Origin of the sequence: Aeromonas encheleia, assembly GCF_900637545.1 — a bacterium.
In the GTDB taxonomy this organism is placed as follows: Bacteria; Pseudomonadota; Gammaproteobacteria; order Enterobacterales; family Aeromonadaceae; genus Aeromonas; species Aeromonas encheleia.
The window spans coordinates 2,677,629-2,699,421 of sequence record NZ_LR134376.1 but is presented as its reverse complement, the minus strand read 5'-3'; the positions used below and the strand labels follow the sequence as shown (position 1 = coordinate 2,699,421).

The following is a 21,793-nucleotide window of genomic DNA, read 5'->3' as shown; positions in this document are numbered from 1 at the left end:
CAGCTCGACTAAAGAGAGGCTGCGCCCCCTATAACTCTGTTTGCCAAATGACGTTTGCCCTTGCAACATGCGGGGGGCGGGCAATTGAGTCATCTATCACCAAAGGAAGGCGGTGGGTGACTCGCAGGCTCGCTGCTTGAGTACCCCACCCAATTTGTCGTAGCACGAGGGACTGTATGGCTACCTATCATATCAATGACGATGTCGACGCTGGCAAGGCTGCCGTACCGCGTCGCTATGCCTGGATTGTGTTTGCGCTGACCTTCGGTCTGCTCATCTCCGACTACATGTCGCGCCAGGTGCTCAACGCCGTCTTCCCCATGCTCAAGGGGGAGTGGACCCTCTCCGATACCCAGCTTGGCCTGCTCAGCGGCATAGTGGCGCTGATGGTCGGGCTGCTGACCTTCCCGCTCTCCCTGTTGGCGGACCGTTTCGGTCGGGTGAAGAGCCTTGCCATCATGGCCATGCTGTGGAGCCTGGCGACCCTGGGCTGCGCCCTGGCCCAGAGTTACGAGCAGATGTTCATCGCCCGCTTCCTGGTGGGAGTGGGGGAGGCCGCCTATGGCAGCGTCGGCATCGCCGTGGTGGTGTCCGTGTTCCCGCGGGAGATGCGGGCCACCCTGTCCGGCGCCTTCATCTCGGGCGGCATGTTCGGCTCTGTGCTGGGCATGGCCACCGGCGGCGTGCTGGCCCATCTGCTGGGCTGGCGCTGGGCCTTCGCCGGCATGGCGCTGTTCGGCCTGCTGCTGGCGGCCATCTACCCCCTCATCGTCAAGGAGGCGCGGATCGCCCCGGCGGGAGCCAGGGCGGCTGGCAAGGCGCACGGCAAGCCGCTGCGCACCCTCTACTCCACGCGCTCCGTGCTCTCGGCCTACGTCGGCAGCGGCTTGCAGCTGTTCGTCGGCGGCACCGTGATCGTCTGGATGCCGAGCTACCTGAACCGTTTCTACGGGATGGACACGGACAGGGCGGGGGTGGTGGCCGCCATCATAGTGCTGTGCAGCGGCGCCGGCATGATCCTGTGCGGCATGCTCAGTGACAAGCTGTGCCGAGATCGACCGGATCGCAAGATCAGCCTGGCCATTGGCTATTGCCTCGGGAGCTGCGCCCTGCTGTCGCTGGCCTTCGCCCTGCCATTCGGGTTGCCCCAGCTGGCCCTCATCTGCCTTGGCATGTTCATCGCCACCGGCACCTCGGGCCCGGCGGGCGCCATGGTGGCCAACCTGACCCACTACAGCGTGCACGGCACCGCCTTCGCCACCCTGACCCTGGCCAACAACCTGCTCGGGCTGGCCCCCGGCCCCTTCATCACCGGCCGCGTCTCCGACCATATCGGCCTGGACAACGCCTTCCAGCTGGTGCCGCTCATCAGCATCGCGGCGGCGGCCGTCTTCTTCTACGGCAAGCGCCACTACCACAAGGATGTCGCCAGGCTGGAAGGGGAGTCCGAGCCACCCGTTGCCTGCGCCCCCGTCACCGGCGCCGCCCATACCACAGAGGCAAGGGCCTGAGTCGTACCCTGACAACAGGGAACCATGTTGATTTTCCCTGTCCTGCGGCAGGCCGCCGACAGGGACCGAGCATCCGGAGGAAGGGGCATGAGCGGTGCCCCGAACACAGGGGGCTATTTCGATTTGATGGATGTGAGCTGTCCTGCGGCTGGCCGCCGGACAGGGACCGAGAACCCGGAGGAAGGGGCATGAGCGGTGCCCCGAACACAGGGGGCTATTTTGATTTGATGGATATGAGCTGTCCCGCGGCAGGCCGCCGGACAGGGACCGAGAACCCGGAGGAAAGGGCATGAGTCGTACCCTGAACATTGCAGTCTATTTCGATTTTATCTGTCCCTGGTGCCTCATCGGCAAGCGCCAGCTGGAGCAGGCCCTGGCCCGGTTGCGGGTCGAGCGGCCCGAGGTGCGGGTCGCCGTGAGCTGGCGCGGGGTGCAGTTGCTGCCCTATCTGCCGGTGCAGGGGGAGGACTTCAACAGCTTCTATCAGCATCGCCTCGGCTCTGCGCAGGCGGTGCGGCTGCGCCAGGCCCAGGTGCAGCAGGCCGCGGCCAGCGTCGGGCTCAGCCTGGACTTTGGCAACATTCCCCGCATGCCGAACACGGCCGACGCCCATCGACTGTGGCAGCGTGCCAGCCAGCTGGGCACGGCGGCGCAGCAGGAGGCGCTGCTGGAGCAACTCTTTGTGGCCCACTTCCAGCGGGGCGCCGATCTGGGGGATGGCGCCACCCTGCTGGGCCTGGCCGAGGCGGCCGGTTTCTCATCCGCCGCGCTGGTGAGCAGCCTGCAGGGGGATGGGGCTCCCTTCCTGTGCGACGTCGCCGGGGCGGCCAGCCAGGGGGTGCCGAGCTTCGTCATCGACGAGGCCCTGACCCTGTCCGGGGCGCAGCCCGCCGAGCAACTGCTGGCCGCGCTGCACCAGGCGCTGGCGCGGCAAGCGCCGGCCTGCGGGCGGCGCATCGCCGTGCCGGCCGAGCGGGTGCCCGCGCCGGGCAAGCGGGCGCTGATCGAGGCGCAAGGCAAGAGCCTGGCGCTGTTCAATATCGACGGCCAGTTCCACGCCATCGATGACAGCTGTCCCCACCAGGGCGCCTCCCTGTGCGGGGGCCGGCTGGAGGGGGCGGTGATCCAGTGCTGCGCCCACGGCCTGCGCTTCAACCTGCATACCGGCTATCTGCTCAACTCGGATCAGCTCAGGGTCGGCCGTTATCCGGTCGAGCAGGAGGGTGAGAGCCTGTTTATCGTCATCGAACCGCAGGAGTCTATCCCATGCACACCCTAGCCATGACAGATCGCTATCAGCGGGTGCGCGAACTGGTGCCCGGCATGGCGGTCAGCATCACGGTCGCGGCCGCCGCGACCTTCCTGTCCGAACACTACGGCGCCCCCGTGCTGCTGTTTGCCCTGCTGCTCGGCATGGGGCTCAACTTCCTCTCCGCCGAAGGGACCTGCAAGGCGGGCATCGAGTTCACGGCGCGCAGCGTGCTGCGCATCGGGGTCGCCCTGCTCGGCATGCGCATCACCCTCGGCCAGATAGCCGAGCTGGGCTGGATGCCGGTGCTGCTGGTGGTGACCCTGGTGGTGGTCACCATAGGACTCTCGGTGGTAGCGGCCAAGCTGATGGGGTTCCAGCGCCTGTTTGGCATGCTGACCGGGGGGGCCACCGCCATCTGCGGCGCCTCCGCCGCCCTGGCCCTGGCCGCGTCCCTGCCCAACCATCCGCAGAAGGAGCGGGCCACCCTGTTCACCGTGATCGGGGTCTCGGTGCTCTCGACCCTGGCGATGATCCTCTACCCGATGATCGCCCGCTTCTTCGAGCTGACGCCGGTGGAGTCCGGGGTCTTCCTCGGCGCCACCATCCACGACGTCGCCCAGGTGGTGGGGGCCGGCTACAGCATGTCCACCGAGACCGGGGACGTGGCGACCGTGGTCAAGCTGATGCGGGTCGCCATGCTGCTGCCGGTGATAGTGGTGGCCGCCATGATCACCCGCATGCAGGGGGCGGATCCCGCCTCCGGCAAGCGTCCGCCGCTGCTGCCCCTGTTCGCCGTCGGCTTCCTGGTGCTGGCCTGCATCAACAGCACCGGCTGGGTGCCCGCCGTGGTGCAGGGGGGGATCAACGATCTGTCGCGCTGGTGCCTGGTCATCGCCATCAGCGCCATCGGCATGAAGACGCAGCTCAAGGAGCTGGCCAGGGTGGGCATCAAGCCGATCCTGCTGATGGTGGGGGAGACCACCTTCCTCGCCGCCCTGGTCCTGCTGCTGATGCACTGGGGCATGAAGCCTTGATAACAAACGTCCGATTACGCCGCTGCGCGACTAATCGAACCTACACCACCAACTGAATTCATGGGTTCGAAGCGTGAGCGTAATCGGACGCTCGCGACATCACCTCAAATCAAGAAAATGCAATAAACACGACAGCGCCCCCGTGGCCAATGGATTAGCCAGAGAGGTATTTATGAACAAGATTTATCCCAGCGCCCAGGCCGCTCTTAGCGGTTTGGTGCAGGACGGCATCACCATCGCATCGGGCGGCTTCGGCCTGTGCGGCATCCCCGAGCGGCTCATCGAGGCGCTGGGCGAGAGCGGCAAGCGCGACTTCACCATCATCAGCAACAACTGCGGGGTGGATGAGTTCGGGCTGGGGCCGCTGCTCTACAGCCGCCAGATCAAGAAGATGATCTCCTCCTACGTCGGGGGCAACAAGGAGTTCGAGCGCCAGTACCTGGCGGGCGAGCTGGAGCTGGAGTTCACCCCCCAGGGTACCCTGGCGGAGAAGCTGCGAGCCGGCGGCGCCGGCATCCCGGCCTTCTTCACCCGCACCGGTTACGGGACGCTTATCGCCGAGGGCAAGGAGACCCGCCAGTTCGACGGTGAGTGGTTCGTCATGGAGCGCGCCCTGACCGCCGATCTGGCGCTGATCAAGGGCGCCAGGGCCGACAAGGCGGGCAACCTGATGTTCAACAAGACGGCGCGCAACTTCAACCCGCTCTGTGCCAAGGCGGGGCGCGTCTGCGTGGCCGAGGTGGAGGAGATAGTCGAGGTGGGCGAGCTGGCCCCCGACGAGATCCACCTGCCCGGCATCTACGTGCAGCGGCTGGTGCTCAACCCCCATCCCGAGAAGCGCATCGAGGTACGCACCCTGAGGAGCTGACCGAGCGATCATGCCGGTATTGAGGTGTCGCGACGGGCACTCGATTCCCCCCATTTTGAACAGCGCAGCGACCTGCGCACAGTGAGAAAGGATTTATCACATGGCCTGGACCCGTGAAGAGATGGCGCAACGCGCCGCCCTGGAGCTGCAAGACGGCTTCTACGTCAACCTGGGGATCGGCCTGCCGACCCTGGTCGCGAACTACATCCCGAGCGGCATGGAGGTCTGGCTGCAGAGCGAGAACGGCCTGCTCGGCATAGGTCCCTTCCCGGGGGAGGAGGAGCTGGACCCGGATCTCATCAACGCCGGCAAGCAGACCATCACCACCTTGCCCGGCAGCAGCTTCTTCGACAGCGCCGAGAGCTTCGCCATGATCCGCGGCGGTCACATCAACTTGGCACTGCTCGGCGCCATGCAGGTGTCCGAGCGCGGCGATCTCGCGAACTGGATGATCCCGGGCAAGATGGTCAAGGGCATGGGCGGCGCCATGGATCTGGTGGCGGGGGTCAAGCGGGTGGTGGTGCTGATGGAGCACTGCGCCAAGGGCGGCGCACACAAGATCCTGGAGTGGTGCAACCTGCCGCTGACCGGGGTCGGGGTGGTGGATCGCATCATCAGCGATCTGGCGGTGCTGGATGTCACCCCCGCCGGCCTGCGCCTGGTGGAGATGGCCCCCGGCATCGAGTTCGAGGCGCTGCAAGCCGCCACCGGCTGCACCATACTGCGCTGACGGTTAGCCATCCACGGGGAGGGCGCTCGCGCACTCCCCGTTGTTTTTTGCCCGCCATGCCCGCCTCTTTCCCTTGGCTATCCTGCACCGACCCGTCGCTTCCCGCTGGTTTTCCTCCCCGGTTTCCTTGGCGCCTTTTCTGTCGCCCAGATCACTGTTTTCAGCTGAACAGGGGCTGTATGGGGCCGGTCGACGACGAGCGAATCCCACGCCAGCCGCGGGATGCAGCCGCTGTCACCAAATGAAAAGTGACTGACGTTCAATGGCAAGCGCGCCCCCTGAGCGAGGCCTTACAGTCGGCACTAAGAACACAGAGCGCACTCGGACAAGCGATACCCAGGGGAGGCAACCGGCCAACGGCCAGCTTGCCAAACCCGGCGAAACGCCCCGGCCAGCGCCATAAAAAAGCCAACGGAAACGGCAACAAAAATAACAAAACGACGACAACACTCGGAGAGACTGTAATGGATTACAAGCAATCGAGTCATGGCTGCGGCGCCCTTCGCCTCAGCCTGCTGGCCACCACCATCATGGCCGCCCTCATGCCAGCCGCCCAGGCCGTCGAGATCGACACGGACAGCGAGGATTGGTCTGTCCGCTTCGACAACACCGGCAAGTTCAACTACGGCATGCGTACCGAGAGTGCCGATGACCGCATGCTCGCCACCCCGAACAACAACGATGGCGACTACAACTTCAAGGATTCCGGTGACACCGTCGCCACCCGCTTCGACCTGCTGACCGAGCTGGACGTGGTCAATCAGGGCAACAAGGGTTTTCGCATCAGCGCCGCCAGCTGGTATGACTACGCCTACAACGACGTCGGCGCCGATGACAACCCCTTCATCAACGGCAACAGCGCGAGCTCCGGCATCGTCGGGCTGCCCCCGGTGGCGGGCAACCGTCACCTGAGCGACTACGCCGATCGCTACTATCACGGTCCCTCCGGCGAGCTGCTCGACGCCTTCGTGTTCTTCAGCTCCGAGGTGGGCGACGAATCCCTGGTCAGCGTCAAGGTCGGCCAGCACAACCTCTACTGGGGTGAGACCCTGCTCAACCCGGTGCACTCGATGAGCTACGGCCAGTCCGGCCTGGATCTCGCCAAGCTGGCGGCCTCCCCGGGCACCGAGGCCAAGGAGCTGTTCGTGCCGCGCAACCAGATCTCGGCCTCCTTCACCCTCAACCCGGAGTTGACCTTCGCCGCCCAGTACTTCCTCGAGTGGGATGCCGCGCGTCTGCCGGAGGCGGGCACCTATTACGGCAGCTCGGATCTGGTGGGCTTCGGCGCCCAGTCCTTCCTGCTGGGTCACACCGGGGGACCCGGCCTGGCCGGGCCGAGCGGCACCCTGAGCAACATTCGCCGCGGTGAAGACATCGAGCCGGGCAAGCACGGCGACTGGGGCATCATGGCCAAGTGGTCACCGGAGGCACTGGACGGCACCCTGGGCGCCTTCTACCGCCGTACCGCCGACATCCTGCCCCAGGCGGTGCTGGATGCCCGTGGCCTGAGTGTCCGTGGCGCCACCGCCAACCCGATTCTCAACCTGCGCAACTCCATCTCGACCACCAGCTACTCCCTGGCCTATGGCGAAGACATCGACATCTTCGGCCTCAGCCTCTCCAAGGACGTGGCCGGGGTCAGCGTCGGCAGCGACCTGAACTATCGCCACAACATGCCGCTCTCCAGCATCCCGGCGCTGCTCAGTGCCTCGGGCCCGGGTGGACTGGCCGCCGGCCTGGGGGCCCTGCCTCCGCGCCACGACAGTACCGGGGTGATCACCGATGACAGCGATGGCTACAGCGCCACCGGCGAGACCCTGCACTGGACCCTCAACGGCCTGATGACCATAGCCGACACCCCGCTGTTCGATGCAGCCGCCCTGCTCGGCGAGCTCTACTACAGCAACCTGCTGGATCTGAACGATCACAACAAGGCGCTCTACAAGGGTGAGGACAGCTACACCGGCATCGACAAGCCGACCACGGACAACTGGGGGCTGGCGGTCAACTTCACGCCTATCTGGTATCAGGTGCTCCCGGGTGTCGACATGAGCATGCCGCTGTCGGTCAACTGGGGCCTGGCGGGCATCTCCCCGGTGCAGGCCGGCGGGGCGAAAGACACCGGCAACTACGCCGTCGGGCTGGGGGCCACCATCTACAACCAGTACTTCGTCGACCTGAAATACGTGGACTCCTTCGGCAAGTCGGCCGACTGCAACGACGGCGGCACCGATGGCTCTACCCCGAATGCGCTGGACGCGACCCAACGCAACACTTGCTACGCAGGCGGCTACTCCTCCTTCTCCGGTGGCGGCGCCACCACGGAAGACAGAGGCGCCATCTACCTGACCCTGAAGACCTCTTACTGATCCTCGGTGAGTCACCGAGCAGGAGCACAACATGATGAAATGTGAACGGACAGTGCTGGCCGCATCCCTCACCCTGGCCCTCATCGGTCAGGCCGAGGCGGCCGTCACCGCCACCGAGGCGGGCAAACTGGGCAGCAGCCTGACGCAGGTCGGCGCCGAAGTGGCGGCCAACAGCGATGGCAGCATCCCGGCCTACACCGGGGGCCTGACCACCCCGCCCGCCAGCTTCAAGGCCGGCGACAGCATGCGCCCCGATCCCTATGCCAGCGACAAGCCGCTGCTGGTGATCGACGGCAAGAACCTGGCCCAGTACAAGGGCCAGCTGACCGCGACCACCGCCGAGCTGCTGACCCGCTTCCCGGACTTCAGGGTCGATGTCTACCCGACGCACCGCAGCGTGGCCCTGCCACAGGCGGTGCTGGACAACACCAAGAAGAACGCGCTCAGCGCCAAGACCCTGGAAGGCGGGCTGGCGGTGGACAACGTGCTGCCGGGCATTCCCTTCCCGATCCCCCAGTCGGGGGCCGAGGTGATGTGGAACTTCCTGCTGCGCTATCAGGGGGTGAACATCGCCACCAAGTACGACTCCTGGAACGTCGACTCGTCCGGTGTGGCGGCGCTCTCCACCACAGGTCAGGCCTTCATCAACTACGCCATCTACGAGGACATGGCCAAGCCCATCTCGGCCAGGGACACCTACTACCAGATGAAGCTGTACTACACCGGGCCCGCCCGCCGTGCCGGTGAGGCCATCATGCTGCGCGATGCCGCCAACCCCCTGGAGCAACCGCGCAAGGCCTGGCAGTACCTGCCGGGGCAGCGCCGGGTCAAGCTGGCACCGAACCTGGCCTATGACACCCCGAACCCGGGGACCTCGGGCGCCGGCACCTATGACGACGTCTTCGTCTTCAACGGGGCGCTGGATCGCTTCGACTGGAAGCTGGTGGGCAAGCAAGAGATGATCGTGCCCTACAACACCTACAAGCTGACCTATGAACCCGATGCCAGGGCGCTGACCACCCCCAACACCCTGTCGCCGGACTTCGTGCGCTGGGAGAAACACCGGGTCTGGGTGGTGGAAGGTTCGCTGAAGGCCGGTGAGCGCCACATCTATGCCAAGCGTCGCTTCTACATCGACGAGGACAGCTGGATGGCGCTGGCCTCCGACCAGTACGACGCCCGTGGTCAGCTCTATCGCGGCTCCTTCGCCTTCCTGAGCCAGAGCTACGACAAGCAGACCCCGGATGCCACGCCGTTCATGATCTATGACCTGGTGGCGGGCTCTTACAACATCAACGGTGTGGTGGGTCCCTACGGCGGCATCAAGTATGGCGCCTCCCTGTCGAAGGCCAAGTGGTCGCCGGAGTCCCTGGCCGGGGCCGGGATCCGCTAGTCGTCACAGAGGTCCGGCTCCCGGGAAGGGGCCGGACCCCTTGATGTTGGCGCCGGGGGCACAGTCCCCCGGCGCGCCCTGACAAAAGGACGTGGTATGGGTTCATTCAAGAAGTTGGCACCGTGGTTGTTCTGCGCCCTGCTGACACCGAGCGCGGCGCAGGCGTCCGACTATGTTGACGTGCTGGACTTGCCGGCCAAACCGAGCGCGCTGGCCCAGCGCAGCCCCTTGCTGGACCTGGCCACGGCCGGCCAGCGGCTGGTGGCGGTGGGGCAGCGCGGCCATATTCTCTACTCCGACGATGCCGGCAAGCAGTGGCAGCAAGCGACTGTGCCGGTGAGCGCCGATCTCAATGCGGTCTATTTCCCGACCCCCGAACAGGGCTGGGCGGTGGGCGGCGATGGGGTGGTGCTGCACAGCCAGGATGCCGGCACCAGCTGGCAAAAACAGCTGGACGGCCGCCAGATAGGCGAGCTGGTCTTGCGCCATTACTCGGCCCTGGCCAAGGCCGAGCCGGACAACGAGCAGTGGGCCGCCCTGACCGAAGAGGGCCAGCGGCTGGTGGAGGAGGGGGCCGACAAGCCGCTGCTCGACGTCTGGTTCGCCAACGACCGGCTCGGCTACGTGGTCGGCGTCTTCAACCTGATCCTGCGCACCGAGGATGGCGGCCAGAGCTGGACGCCGCTGCAGGATCGCACCGACAACCCGCAGGGGTTTCACCTCAATGCCATCAATTCCACCGGCGACGGACTCTATCTGGTCGGTGAGCAGGGCCTGCTGCGCAAGTGGGACGAGACCCAGCAGCGCTTCCTCGACGTTCCCACCCCCTATGAAGGCAGCTACTTTGGCGTGATCGGCAGGGCCGGCGAGCTGATCGTCTATGGCCTGCGCGGTCATGTGTTCCGCAGCACCGACGGGGGCAACAACTGGGCCCAGCTCGACAGTGGCCTGCCCATCAGCATCAGCGCGGCGGTGCAAGGCAGCGATGGCCACTATCGCCTGTTCACCCAGGCCGGCCAGATGCTGCGGGTGCAGGATGGCAACGGCCCTCTGCAGCGACTGCCCCAGGCCGAACCCTCACCGGTGGCCGGCGCGGCGCTGACCGCGAGCGGGACGCTGGCGCTGGTCGGCAGCCGTGGTGTGCGCACCCTGGCCGCCGAATAACGAGAATAACGAGAATAACGAGAGCGAGAACGCAGACATGAGCAATGTGAAGCAAGAGACCATGCCGGTGATCCGCGACCTGGCACAGTTCGACAAGCGCAGCGGCAATCTGCTGGAGCGGATGGTGTTCAACCACAGGCCGCTATTCATGCTCTTCATGACGCTGGCCACCCTGGTGTTCGGCTACATGGCGATGACCAGGCTGACCCTGTCCCCCAGCTTCGAGAAGATGATCCCCCAGAGCCAGCCCTACATCAAAAACTTCCTGGAGAACCGCAACTCGCTGCGGGGCCTTGGCAACTCGGTGCGGGTGGTGGTGGAGAACAGCCAGGGTGACATCTTCGATCCCGACTACCTGGCCGTGCTCAAGCAGGTCAACGACGAGCTGTTCCTCGGCGACGGCGTGGACCGCGCCTGGATGAAGTCCCTGTGGAGCCCGGCGGTGCGCTGGACCGAGGTGACGGAGGAGGGCTTCCAGGGCGGCCCCGTGATGCCCGACTCCTACAAAGGCACCCCCGCCGACATCGATCAGCTGCGCCAGAACATCAACCGGGCCGGCATCGTCGGCAGCCTGGTGGCCAACGACTTCAAGTCGACCATGCTGATAGTGCCGCTGCTGGACAAGGCCTCGGCCACCGGCAAGCCGCTCAACTACCACCAGTTCTCCCAGCGCATCGAGCAGCTGCGCGACAAGATCGAGTTCGCCGGGGCGCCCCATCAGGCGGGCGAGGAGGGGCAGGGCAAGTACAAGATCCGGGTGATCGGCTTCGCCAAGCTGGTGGGGGACCTGATCGACGGCCTCATCCAGGTGATCATGTTCTTCGGCCTGGCGGTGCTGACGTCGCTCGGCATCATCTTCCTCTATACCCGCTGCGTGCGCAGCACCTTGCTCGTGGTGGGCTGCTCCCTCATCGCCGTGGTGTGGCAGCTGGGCATAGTCGCCTGGCTCGGCTACGCCATAGACCCCTATTCGGTGCTGGTGCCCTTCCTGATCTTTGCCATCGGCGTCTCCCACGCGGCGCAGAAGATGAACGGCATCATGCAGGACATAGCCCGCGGCACCCATCGCCTGATCGCCGCCCGTTACACCTTCCGCCGGCTGTTCCTCGCCGGGGTCACGGCGCTGCTCGCCGACGCGGTCGGCTTCGCGGTGCTGATGCTGATCGACATCCCGGTCATTCAGGATCTCGCCATCACCGCCAGCATAGGGGTGGCGGTGCTCATCTTCACCTCCCTGCTGCTGATGCCGGTGGCGCTCTCCTTCGTCGGGGTCGGTCGCAAGGCGGCCGAGCGGGCGCTGCGGATCGATAACCGCGCCGCGGCGCACCGGGGCTTCGGCAAGCTGTGGGATCTGCTCGATCGCTTCACCACCCGCAACTGGGCCACCGGCATAGTGCTGGCGGGGCTGGCGATGGGGATTGGGGGCTTCCTGGTCAGCCAGCAGCTGAAGATCGGCGATCTCGACAGCGGGGCGCCCGAGCTGCGGGCCGACTCGCGCTACAACCTGGACAACGGCTACATCACCCGTCACTACGCGCTCTCCAGCGATCTGTTCGCGGTGATGATCAAGACGGCGCCGGAAGGCTGCCTGGACTACAAGACCCTGATCCTGGCCGACCGCCTGGCCTGGGATCTGCAGCAGTACCCGGGGGTGCAGGCCACCTCGTCGCTGGTCAATGCGGTACGCCAGATCACCGCCGGCACCTACGAGGGCAACCCCAAGCTCGCCAGCATCCAGCGCAACCAGAACGTGCTGAACTATGCCGCCCAGCAGGCCTCGGTCAACGCCCCCGAGCTGTTCAACACCGACTGCTCCGTGATGCCGGTGATCGCCTACCTCAAGGATCACAAGGCCGAGACGCTCAACGCGGTGGTGGCCATCGCCGACAAGTTCGCCCGTGAGAACAGCACGGCGGATCGCCAGTTCCTGCTCGCCGCGGGCAGCGCCGGCATCGAGGCCGCCACCAACATGGTGGTGCACGACGCCAACCGCACCATGCTGCTCTACGTCTATCTGGCGGTGACCCTGTTCTGCCTCATCACCTTCCGCAGCTGGCGGGCGACCCTGGTGGCCTTGGTGCCGCTGATGCTCACCTCGGTGCTGTGCGAGGCGCTGATGGTGGCCATGGGCATAGGCGTCAAGGTGGCGACCCTGCCGGTGATCGCGCTCGGGGTCGGCATAGGGGTGGACTACGCGCTCTATCTGCTGAGCGTGCAGCTGCACTACCAGCGCCAGGGCATGCCGCTGATGGAGGCCTATCGCAACGCCGTGGCCTTCACCGGCCGGGTGGTTGGCCTGGTCGGCATCACCCTGGCGGCCGGCGTGGTGGGTTGGGCCTGGTCCCCCATCAAGTTCCAGGCCGACATGGGCATACTGCTCACCTTCATGTTCCTGTGGAACATGTTGGGGGCGCTGATCGGGATCCCGGCGCTGTCCTACTTCCTGCTGTCCGGCCCCAAGGGGCTGGCGGCTGCGTCCCCCCAGGCAAAGGAGGAGCCCTCTTCGCCAGACGCCGCCAAGGTAACGCCTAACCAGATGGCCGCCAGTGTCGACGTCGGTTAAGAGGAGAGGGCGGACGAGCACGCCAGGCTCGGATGATTGAGAACCCAGAAAGCAATAAGAGGGAGGCAGGATGCCTCCCTCTCTTACGTCTGTCGGCCAGCATGTCACGACCCTCAGGGCGCACCGCTTTGCCACCCACGTCGAACCCTCCTCATCAGACGTAACCAAGGCTGCGCGAGTCAGCTGCCCGCCGCTGTCGATGTCAGTGAGGGGTTGTCGGCAGGCCTGACAAAGGGAGAAGCAGTAACAGAGAGGGGAGGCATCTGCCTCCCCTCTCTGTTTTGTTATCTCATGGCATCGGGAGGGTCGCCTCCCGCAGGGGGTCACTCAGCCATAGGCCAGGCTGGTGCGGGCACTCTGGACCGCCTTGGGCACTATCTTGTGGCGGGAGCGCCAGGTGGCGGGGGGCATGCCGAACTGCGCGCTGAACCAGCGAGTGAAGGAGCTGGGCATGGAGTAGCCGAGCATGTCGGCGATGTGACCGAGGGAGTAGCCCGCGTTCTTCAGGTAGCGGATCACCAGATCCCGCCGCACCTCGTTGACCAGCTCGCTGAAGGTGGCGCCGCTCTCTTCCAGATGACGCTGCAGGGTGCGCACGTTCATCCCCAGGGTGCTGGCGATCTGCTCTATGGTGGCGCGCCCCATGGGGAGCAGCAGGTAGATGGCCTTGCGCACCTCCACCAGCACGGATTGCTGGGTCTCCACCAGCAGGGTGTCGAGGTACTGGCGCGCATGGCGGGCCATGGCCTGATTGGCGAGGGGGTTGGGAACGTCCAGGTCGACGGACTGGCACACTATGCCGTTGAACTCGCTGCCAAACTCCAGCTTGCAGCCAAACAGGCGCTTGTGGAGGCTGAGATCCGCCGGCGCATCATGGGTGAAGTTGACGCTGATGGGGTGCCAGTTGCTGCCGACGCCGACCTGGGCGGCGCAGAAGCGATACATGACGCCCACCGCCAGCTCGGTGACCTGGCGTGACGGCATGGGGGCATCGGTGATGATCTCCTCGCGGATGATGACGGTCTTGCCCGCCTCCTCGATGAAGATCGCCAGCGAATTGTTGAACAGCTGGATGTATTGCACCATCACCTGCAGGGCTTCACGCAGATTGGGCTGGTAGCTGAGCAGCAGGCTGACCTCGCCAAAGTCCGATAGCTGGCGATGTTCCGCCATGCGCAAACCCAGGCTGCTGCAAGCACCGACCCGGGCCGACAGCTCGAGCAACTTGACGATGGCCGAGACGGGAACCCGTTGGTTGGGGACATCCAGCACAGAGGCGCTGAGTCCGGCTTGTGCCAGCAGGCTGGGGGTGTTCAATCCCAATTGGCGGGCGACGTCGAGATAATTGGTAAGGGTAGCGGCTCTGGCGAAGAGGGTCATATTACAGCTCCAATGACAACGGCTCACATGCTGACTTGCTTGTTATTAACCTACTTTTATCATTTCATTTACAAAATGAGAAGCGACTTGTCACTAGTCAATTAGTCCTGTGTTTCATCTGATCACCATTCTGGGCGCCGCGTTTTTCGCTGGCCAAGCGGTCGCCGCCGCCTCGTTCCCCCTGTCACAAAATGACAAGCCCATGGCACCCAAGGTAAAGCAGCCGGCGGCGGGGCGCCTTACTGTGTCTCTCAATCGCTTGGCCCGCGCCGAGCCAGCATGAGGGAGTGAGATGAATAAATTGCACACCAGGGCCACGGTATTGATCGTGCCCGGCCTGCGTGACCATGTATCGGATCACTGGCAAACCTTGCTCGCGGCCCGTCTGGCCAAGGTGCATACGGTGCCGCCTTTGACCTCGGACAAGCTCAGCTGCCAGGCCAGGGTCGACGCCATTGAGCAGGCGCTGGCGACCATAGAGGGACCGGTGATCCTGGTGGCGCACAGCGCCGGGGTGCTGATGACGGCGCACTGGGCCGCGCGCCATCAAGGTGCGATCAAGGGGGCGCTGCTGGTCACGCCACCGGATCTGGACGCCAGCTGGCCGGCCCATTACCCCAGCCCGCAAGCCATGGCGGAAGGTGGCTGGCGCCCGCTGCCCCGCATGCGTCTGCCCTTTCCCAGCCTGGTGGCCATGAGCCGCAACGATCCCCTGGCCAGCCAGGAGGCGGTGCGCGCCCTGGCCCACGACTGGGGGAGTGAGCTGGTCGATATCGGGGAGGTGGGTCACCTCAACCCGGCCAGCGGCTTCGGCCCCTGGCCCCAGGCGGAAGCCCTGTTGTTGAGTCTCGATGCCTGAGCGGCAGGCGCGGCGCAGGCAAGGTCAGTTCACAGGGGGAGGGATGCCCCCTTCGTCAGTCATCGCATTGAGCATATGAATCGCAAGGAGTGAATATGGTGAAGACCAGGATCATACCGCCAGCGCAGGGAGCCCATGCTTATCCGTTGCTGATCAAGAGTCTGTTACTGTCGGGAGTGCGCTATCACCCCGATCAGCAGATAGTCTACGCAGACAGGTTGCGCTACGACTATCGCACCCTCAACCAGCGTATCCAGCGCCTGGCCAACATGCTGACCGCGGCCGGAGTCGGGCCCGGCGACACCGTCGCCCTGCTGGACTGGGACAGCCACCGCTCCCTCGAATGTTTCTTCGCGGTGCCCATGATTGGCGCCGTGCTGCACACGGTCAACGTGCGCTTCTCACCGGAGCAGATCGCCTACACCATGAACCACGCAGAGGATCACCTGGTGCTGGTGCACGATGACTTCCTGCCGATCCTCGAATCCATCCAGAGCGCGCTCCCTACGGTGCGCGGCTATATCCAGCTCACCGATGGCGAGGCTCAGGCCACCAGCCTGCCCAGCCTGGGCGAGTACGAGGCACTGCTGGCCGACGCGGATTGTCACTTCGACTTCCCCGATTTCGATGAGCAGTCGGTGGCCACCCTGTTCTACACCACGGGCACCACGGGGGATCCCAAGGGGGTCTATTTCAGCCACCGCCAGCTGGTGCTGCACACCCTCAACGAACTCGGCACCCTGGCGGCCCACGCGGGCCAGTCGCTGCTGCAATCCGACGATGTCTACATGCCGATCACCCCCATGTTCCACGTCCACGCCTGGGGCGTGCCCTATGTGGCGACCATGCTCGGGGTGAAGCAGGTCTATCCGGGCCGCTATGAGCCCAACAAGCTGGTGCGCCTCTATCGCGAGGAGGGGGTGACCTTCTCCCACTGCGTGCCGACCATCTTGCAGATGATCCTCGACTGCGAGGAGGCCAGACAGACCTCGTTTGAGGGCTGGAAGATGCTGCTGGGGGGCAGTGCCCTGCCGCTGGGGCTGGCCACCCAGGCACACCACAAGGGGATTCTGATCCACGCCGGCTATGGCATGTCGGAGACCTGCCCACTGCTGTGCGTGGTCCACCTGAGCGAAGAGGAGCTGGCGCTGCCCATGGCGGAGCAGCTCCCCCTGCGGATCCGTACCGGCACCCCGATCCCGCTGGTAGATCTGCGCATCATCGATGAGCAGGGCCGGGAGGTGGCGCACGATGGCCAGGCCATGGGGGAGATAGTGGTACGCGCCCCCTGGTTGGCGCAGGGCTATCTGAAGGAGCCGGAAAAAGGCGCCGAGCTCTGGCAGGGCGGCTGGCTGCACACCGGGGACATGGCCTCCATCGATCCCCACGGCACCGTGGAGATCAAGGATCGCATCAAGGATGTGATCAAGACCGGCGGTGAGTGGATAAGCTCGCTGGCGCTGGAGAATCTCATCAGCGCCCATGCCGCCGTTCACGCGGTGGCCGTGGTGGGGATCCCGGACGAGCAGTGGGGCGAGCGCCCGCTGGCGCTGGTGGTGTGCAAGGAGGGGAACCACCTGGATCAACAAGCCATCGCGACCCACCTGCAGCACTTCGTCGATAGCGGCCGCATCAACCGCTGGGCCATCCCGCGCCAGATCCGGGTCGTGCAGGAGATCCCCAAGACCAGTGTCGGCAAGGTCAACAAGAAGCTTATCCGGGAGCAGGAGCTGAGCGCGACCAGGGAAAATTGAGCGCAGCGTCATGAAATGAACAGAAAGGCCCTCAGTTTCCCTACGGAATGAGGGCCTTTATTGTCGGGGTCAATCGCCTTGACTACGCTAATTGAGTTTTAACACAAAAGGCGTGTGCCATGAGTAAGACGCAGAGTCATCTCGTTGATGAAGAAGTAGATTTTTCCGCCCATGAGCAGTTGGTCTCCACCACGGATATGCGGGGTGTCATCACCTACGCGAATGAAAATTTCTGCCGGGTGGCGGGCTACAGCCAGGCGGAGATGATAGGTCAGCATCACAACATGGTGCGCCATCCGGACATGCCAAAGGTGGCCTTTGCCGATCTCTGGGGCAAGCTGAAACAGGGCAAGCCCTGGCGCGGCATGGTCAAGAATCGCTGCAAGGATGGCCGTTACTACTGGGTGGATGCCTATGTCACCCCCATCTTCGAGCAGGGCAGGATCAGTGGCTACCAGTCGGTGCGCAGCCGCGCCGAACCCGAGCTGAAGGCCATTGCCACCCGCACCTACACCAGGCTGAAGGCGAGTGAGCGCGGGGAGCGCCGCGCCGGTGTCGCCCTGGGCCGCTGGGTGCGCCATGGGGTGGCCTTGCTCGGGCTGCTGGCGATGCTGGGGGGGAGCCTCCATCTGCTGGGCGCCTGGGGGCCGCTGTTTATACTGCTGCCGCTGGCCTGGCTTGTCCTGCTCTATCGCCACGAGCTGATCGGCACCCCCCGTTACCTGCGCCAGCTGGCCAGCGAGTACGACAGCCTGACCCGGCTCATCTACTCGGGCAATGAGCCCAAGGCTATCGCGGACTTCCACATCAAGCTGCTGCAGGCCAGGATCCGGACCGTGCTGGGGCGAGTGGAGGATGCGACCCTCTCCCTGCAGGATCTGGCCGTGCACCTCAAGACGGCCTCCAGTGAGGCGAGTGCCGACATCGCCGAGCAGGATATCCAGACCCAGCAGGTGGCGGCGGCCATCACCGAGATGGCGGCAACGGCCCATGAGATAGCCCGCAACATCGAGGAGACGGATAGCCAGATAGCCCAGGCCAAGGTGCACTGCCTGCACACCGATCGGCAGCTGGGGGACACCCAGCAGGGCATCACCGAGCTGGCCACCCAGGCCGAGCACGCCTTCAGTGCGGCGGTGGCGCTGGCCGACGAGTCGGAGCGCATCGGGGTGCTGATGAACGAGATCCAGGGGATAGCGGATCAGACCAACCTGCTGGCCCTCAACGCGGCCATCGAGGCGGCGCGGGCGGGGGAACAGGGGCGCGGCTTCGCGGTGGTGGCCGATGAGGTGCGCACCCTGTCGACCCGCACCCACAAGGCGACCGAGCAGATCCAGGGCAGCATAGGGCAGATCCAGCGCACCCTGAACGACTGGAAGGGGATGATGCAGAAAAACCTGCAGCAGACCCAGTCCTGCGTGGCCCTGACCCGGCAGGGATCGGACAGCCTGCAGCAGGTGCTGACGGAGATAGAGCAGGTGGTGGCGCTCTCGACCCAGATCTCGGCCGCGGCGGTGCAGCAGCAGGTGGTGGTCGAGGACATCAGTCAGAACGTCAACGTCATCTCCCAGCATTCCCACACCAACAGCAGCAAGATGCAGGTGGTGAACGAATCGAGCGATATCCTGCTCACCAAGGCACGGCAACTCAAGTCTCTGGGGCAGACCTTCGGCTGACTCGGGGACCGTCTCAATGCAGAAAATGCAACAAGGCCACCCCAGGGTGGCCTTGTTGCATGAGGACTGCATGGATTGGTGACGAGAAAGCCCGGGAGGGGCGACTCAACCCAGGGTCCGCTGTTTCTCCAGCACTATGCCCTTGTCGCCATACATGGCCTGATCGGCGTTGATCAGCCACTGCTCCGCGCTCCAGCCGGCCTGGTAGGGACTGACCCCCACGCTGATCCCGACCGACAGGGAGTGGCCATTGACCTCGAAGGGCGGGATCATGGCCAGCCGGATCACCTCGGCCACCTCTTCGGCCTGCCAGCTGTCGTGGTCGGGCAGCAACAGCACGAACTCATCCCCCGCCAGCCTGGCGAAGAAACGTCGGTGGCCGAGGCTGTGATTGATCCGCTCCGCCAGCTGGCAGAGCAGGGCATCGCCACAGCTGTGGCCGTAGCTGTCGTTGACCTGCTTGAAGCTGTCGAGATCGCAGAACAGCAGGCAGCCGGGATCGGGGTGTTGGATCTGCAGCTCCAGTTGCTCCATCAGGCTCAGGCGATTGGGCAGCCCGGTGAGCGGATCCTGGCGCGCCAGCTGTAATATTTCTTGCTCTCGCAGCTTGCGCAGGGCAACTTCCCGGTTGAGTCGCTCGTTGTTGATGAGCAGGTAGATGCTCAGCAGCAGGATGAGGGCGCCCACGGCCAGGCTCAGCAAGAACCAGGGGCGCCAGAATGCCCACTGCTCCGAGGGGGCCTGATAGAGGAAGTCTGCCAGCGGCAGGGGCCGCGGGATGAGGCCTATCTCCGTCAGCTGCTCCATGATGTGGCCGAAGCGGTCCGGATTCATATACCCGATCTCCACATAGAGCGGCTGTATCATCTCCTTGCTCATCTGCAGCTCGTACTCCATGTGAGCCTGGCTGCGGTTGACGCCATACTCCTTGCGCAGCAGGGCAATGGCCTCCGCCGGATGGGACAGCGCGTAGCGCCACCCCTTCAGGCTGGCGGCGCGAAAGCGCTCCACCCGCGCCGGGTCGATCCGCTCTTGCGCCTGGGTGGTGAACAGGATGTCGCTGTAAAAGTCGATGCCGTAGTTGCGAGGGTTGATGATGGAGACCGCGATGCCTCGCTCCTCCAGGTAGAAGGGCTCGTTGCTGAGATAGGCGTTGAAGATATCGACCTTGCCCTCGATCAGATCGTCGATATTGACCGAGGTCGGAATGGGGGTGAGCTGGCGCTCGTGCAGCCCTTGATAGTAGAGGGTGGCGAGCAGCTCGGCATCCTGATGGCCGGGAAACATCATGATCCGTTTGCCCCTCATGTCCGCAACGGTGAGAATGCCGCTGTCACGACGGGCCAGGAACACCGAGGGGGAGTGCTGATAGACACTGGCGAGGGCCAGCAGGGGCTCGCCATGGGCATAGCCGGTCAGCACCTCGGTGTTGCCGACGCCAAAATCGGCGCGCCCGGCCAGCACCTCCTGTACCGGGCTTATTCCCTTGCCACCCGGCCGGATCTCGACATCCAGGCCGACATCGGCATAGAAGCCCTTGGCCTTGGCCATGTGGTAGCCCACAAATTGGGGCTGGTGCAGCCAGCGCAGCTGCAGGACTACCCGATCGGGAGAGTCGAGCGAGCGCTCACCGGCTTGGAGGGGGGAACTGGCAACGAGCAATAGCAGCCAAAGCAAGCATCTCTTCATCCGTGCGATTCTTGTGCTGAAGGTCCATGGGGTGTGGCCAGTCGCCCGATCACAACTTATTAATAAATGTCATTCTAAAGGGTTCTAGATGTACCGGATACTGTCGCAGCAGAAAGATTTTATGGTGATCAACAAGGGGCCAGGCCTTGGTATGCATGATGAGGCGGGCGCGCCCGGCCTGATCAATCTGATGCGTGCCGAGACCGGGCTGGAGCTCTACCCCGTGCATCGATTGGACAAGATGACCTCGGGGCTGTTGCTGCTGGCCCGCACCCCGGCGGCGAATCGGGCGCTCAGCATGGCGTTTGCCGAGCGGCGGGTGAGCAAGCAGTACCTGGCGCTCTCGGATCGCAAGCCGAAGAAGAAGCAGGGCTGGGTCAAGGGCGACATGCAGAAAGGGCGAGGCGGCAGCTGGATGCTGGCACGCAGCCTGGACAATCCCGCCATCAGCTGGTTCGACTCCTGCCCGGTGCGCGAAGGCTTGCGGCTCTATCGCATCAAGCCCCAGACCGGCAAGACCCACCAGATCCGGGTCGCCCTGAAAAGCATAGGGGCGCCTATCCTGGGGGACGAGCGCTACGGCGGCACCCCGGCGGATCGCGGCTACCTCCATGCCTGGCGGCTGAGTTTCAGCCTGGATGGCGTGCCCTTCGATTTCATCTGCCCGCCGGAGGAGGGGGCCGAGTTCCTCACCCCCGAACTCCATGCCGCTATCGCCGGGCTGAGCGAATGAGCCACGAGCTGGGGGCCTTGCCCACGGGCTGGATCCTGGCGGACTTTGACGACACCCTGGCCCCGGGCGACAGCCACGCCGGCCTGCTTCGTTACATACTGCGCCGTCGTCGCTGGCCGCTGTTGCTGCTGCCGCTGATCGCGCTGGGAGGGCTTGTCTATCTATTGCCGAACCAGCGGCAGCGGGGGATCTCGCTCATCTGGTGGGCCATCACCCTAGGGCTCTCGCCCCTCGGCTGGCGCGCCCTGGTGCGGGACTATTGCCGCACCCGCCCTGGCCTGTTCAAGGAGGCGCGCGCCTTGCTGGTGGCCGAGGGCAAGCGCTGCTGGGTGCTCTCCGCCAGCCCCCGCGCCCTGGTGCGTGGCCAGCTTCATCGGCAGTTGCCAGGCATGCCGCACCGGATCATCGGCTCGCGGATGCACTACCGCTTTGGTGGCCTGATGCCGCGTTTTTACTGTCATGGCCAACACAAGATACTGCCGAGGATCCTGGGTCTCGAGATCGCCCTGGCCCTGAGCGACAGCCCGCACGATCTGCCCTTGCTGGCGTTGGGGGCAGAGGCCTGGCTCATCAATCCCAGCCCCGCTCGCCTGCAACGGGTGCGGGAGCGCCTGCCCCATATCGAACCCAGACAGTGGCGGCTGTAAGCCAGGGCTGACAGCCCTGCGGGTCGCCATGGGTTGCCCCGCAAGGCTGCGCCTTCAATGTCACAATTCATTTACATTTTTGACGGGGTAACCGGAAAAACTATCGTCATCCCGCCTCTTCTCTTCTGCGCGCCCGCTGCCTCTAATGAAACAAGTTGTTAACACTAGATC

Annotated in this window: 16 protein-coding genes; 14 read left to right on the top strand and 2 right to left on the bottom strand. The window is 64.7% G+C overall.

The annotated features are described in order from the left end of the window. Positions 1-176 precede the first annotated feature (176 nt). The 9 genes from EL255_RS12445 (at position 177) to EL255_RS12405 (ending at position 12,884) form a co-directional block, all read left to right on the top strand. Positions 177-1,511, top strand: a complete 1,335-nt coding sequence (locus EL255_RS12445) for an MFS transporter (protein WP_042652479.1) — start codon at positions 177-179, stop codon at positions 1,509-1,511. Positions 1,512-1,800: 289 nt separating this feature from the next. Further along, positions 1,801-2,790, top strand: coding sequence for a DsbA family protein (locus EL255_RS12440; protein WP_197720888.1), 990 nt, complete (start codon positions 1,801-1,803; stop codon positions 2,788-2,790). Continuing rightward, entirely contained in the window at positions 2,778-3,797 is a 1,020-nt protein-coding gene (locus tag EL255_RS12435) for a YeiH family protein (RefSeq protein WP_042652478.1), read from the top strand. The genes EL255_RS12440 and EL255_RS12435 overlap by 13 nt, the downstream gene beginning before the upstream one ends. 172 nt (positions 3,798-3,969) lie before the next feature. Next, entirely contained in the window at positions 3,970-4,665 is a 696-nt protein-coding gene (locus EL255_RS12430) for a CoA transferase subunit A (RefSeq protein ID WP_042652477.1), read from the top strand. A 100-nt stretch (positions 4,666-4,765) separates the two neighbouring features. Further along, the gene (locus tag EL255_RS12425) at positions 4,766-5,395 is read left to right on the top strand and encodes a CoA transferase subunit B (protein WP_042652476.1); all 630 of its coding nucleotides are present in this window, start codon (positions 4,766-4,768) and stop codon (positions 5,393-5,395) included. 464 nt (positions 5,396-5,859) lie between these two features. Continuing rightward, positions 5,860-7,764: a DUF1302 domain-containing protein gene (locus EL255_RS12420; RefSeq protein WP_042652475.1), complete on the top strand. Its 1,905-nt coding sequence runs from the start codon at positions 5,860-5,862 to the stop codon at positions 7,762-7,764. A 31-nt stretch (positions 7,765-7,795) separates the two neighbouring features. Then, on the top strand, positions 7,796-9,157 hold the full coding sequence (locus EL255_RS12415) for a DUF1329 domain-containing protein (protein ID WP_232018860.1): 1,362 nt from the start codon (positions 7,796-7,798) through the stop codon (positions 9,155-9,157). A gap of 96 nt (positions 9,158-9,253) precedes the next feature. Further along, on the top strand, positions 9,254-10,321 hold the full coding sequence (locus EL255_RS12410) for a WD40/YVTN/BNR-like repeat-containing protein (RefSeq protein WP_042652474.1): 1,068 nt from the start codon (positions 9,254-9,256) through the stop codon (positions 10,319-10,321). 37 nt (positions 10,322-10,358) lie between these two features. Beyond that, positions 10,359-12,884: an efflux RND transporter permease subunit gene (locus EL255_RS12405; protein WP_042652473.1), complete on the top strand. Its 2,526-nt coding sequence runs from the start codon at positions 10,359-10,361 to the stop codon at positions 12,882-12,884. A 327-nt stretch (positions 12,885-13,211) separates the two neighbouring features. Here EL255_RS12405 and EL255_RS12400 read toward each other — a convergent pair whose 3' ends face one another. Beyond that, the gene (locus EL255_RS12400; RefSeq protein ID WP_042652472.1) at positions 13,212-14,264 is read right to left on the bottom strand and encodes an AraC family transcriptional regulator; all 1,053 of its coding nucleotides are present in this window, start codon (positions 14,262-14,264) and stop codon (positions 13,212-13,214) included. Between the two features lie 292 nt (positions 14,265-14,556). On the opposite strand from EL255_RS12400, the gene EL255_RS12395 reads away from it, so the two are divergent. The 3 genes from EL255_RS12395 to EL255_RS12385 all read left to right on the top strand — a co-directional run bounded on the left by EL255_RS12395 (position 14,557) and on the right by EL255_RS12385 (position 18,553). Beyond that, complete coding sequence (locus tag EL255_RS12395) at positions 14,557-15,123, top strand: RBBP9/YdeN family alpha/beta hydrolase (RefSeq protein WP_042652471.1); 567 nt, start codon at positions 14,557-14,559, stop codon at positions 15,121-15,123. Positions 15,124-15,218: 95 nt separating this feature from the next. Beyond that, a complete protein-coding gene (locus tag EL255_RS12390; RefSeq protein WP_042652470.1) occupies positions 15,219-16,877 on the top strand; it encodes a fatty acid--CoA ligase in 1,659 nt (552 codons plus the stop codon). Between the two features lie 119 nt (positions 16,878-16,996). Beyond that, positions 16,997-18,553, top strand: a complete 1,557-nt coding sequence (locus EL255_RS12385; protein WP_042652469.1) for a methyl-accepting chemotaxis protein — start codon at positions 16,997-16,999, stop codon at positions 18,551-18,553. Between the two features lie 105 nt (positions 18,554-18,658). Here EL255_RS12385 and EL255_RS12380 read toward each other — a convergent pair whose 3' ends face one another. Then, the gene (locus EL255_RS12380; RefSeq protein WP_042652468.1) at positions 18,659-20,242 is read right to left on the bottom strand and encodes a GGDEF domain-containing protein; all 1,584 of its coding nucleotides are present in this window, start codon (positions 20,240-20,242) and stop codon (positions 18,659-18,661) included. Between the two features lie 88 nt (positions 20,243-20,330). Between EL255_RS12380 and EL255_RS12375 the strand changes: the two genes are divergently transcribed. Then, positions 20,331-20,975 carry a TIGR01621 family pseudouridine synthase gene (locus tag EL255_RS12375; protein WP_042652467.1) on the top strand — a complete coding sequence of 215 codons (645 nt, stop codon included), beginning with the start codon at positions 20,331-20,333 and terminating at the stop codon, positions 20,973-20,975. Next, positions 20,972-21,622, top strand: a complete 651-nt coding sequence (locus tag EL255_RS12370) for an HAD family hydrolase (RefSeq protein WP_042652466.1) — start codon at positions 20,972-20,974, stop codon at positions 21,620-21,622. Before EL255_RS12375 ends, EL255_RS12370 begins: the two co-directional genes overlap by 4 nt. Positions 21,623-21,793 lie beyond the last annotated feature (171 nt).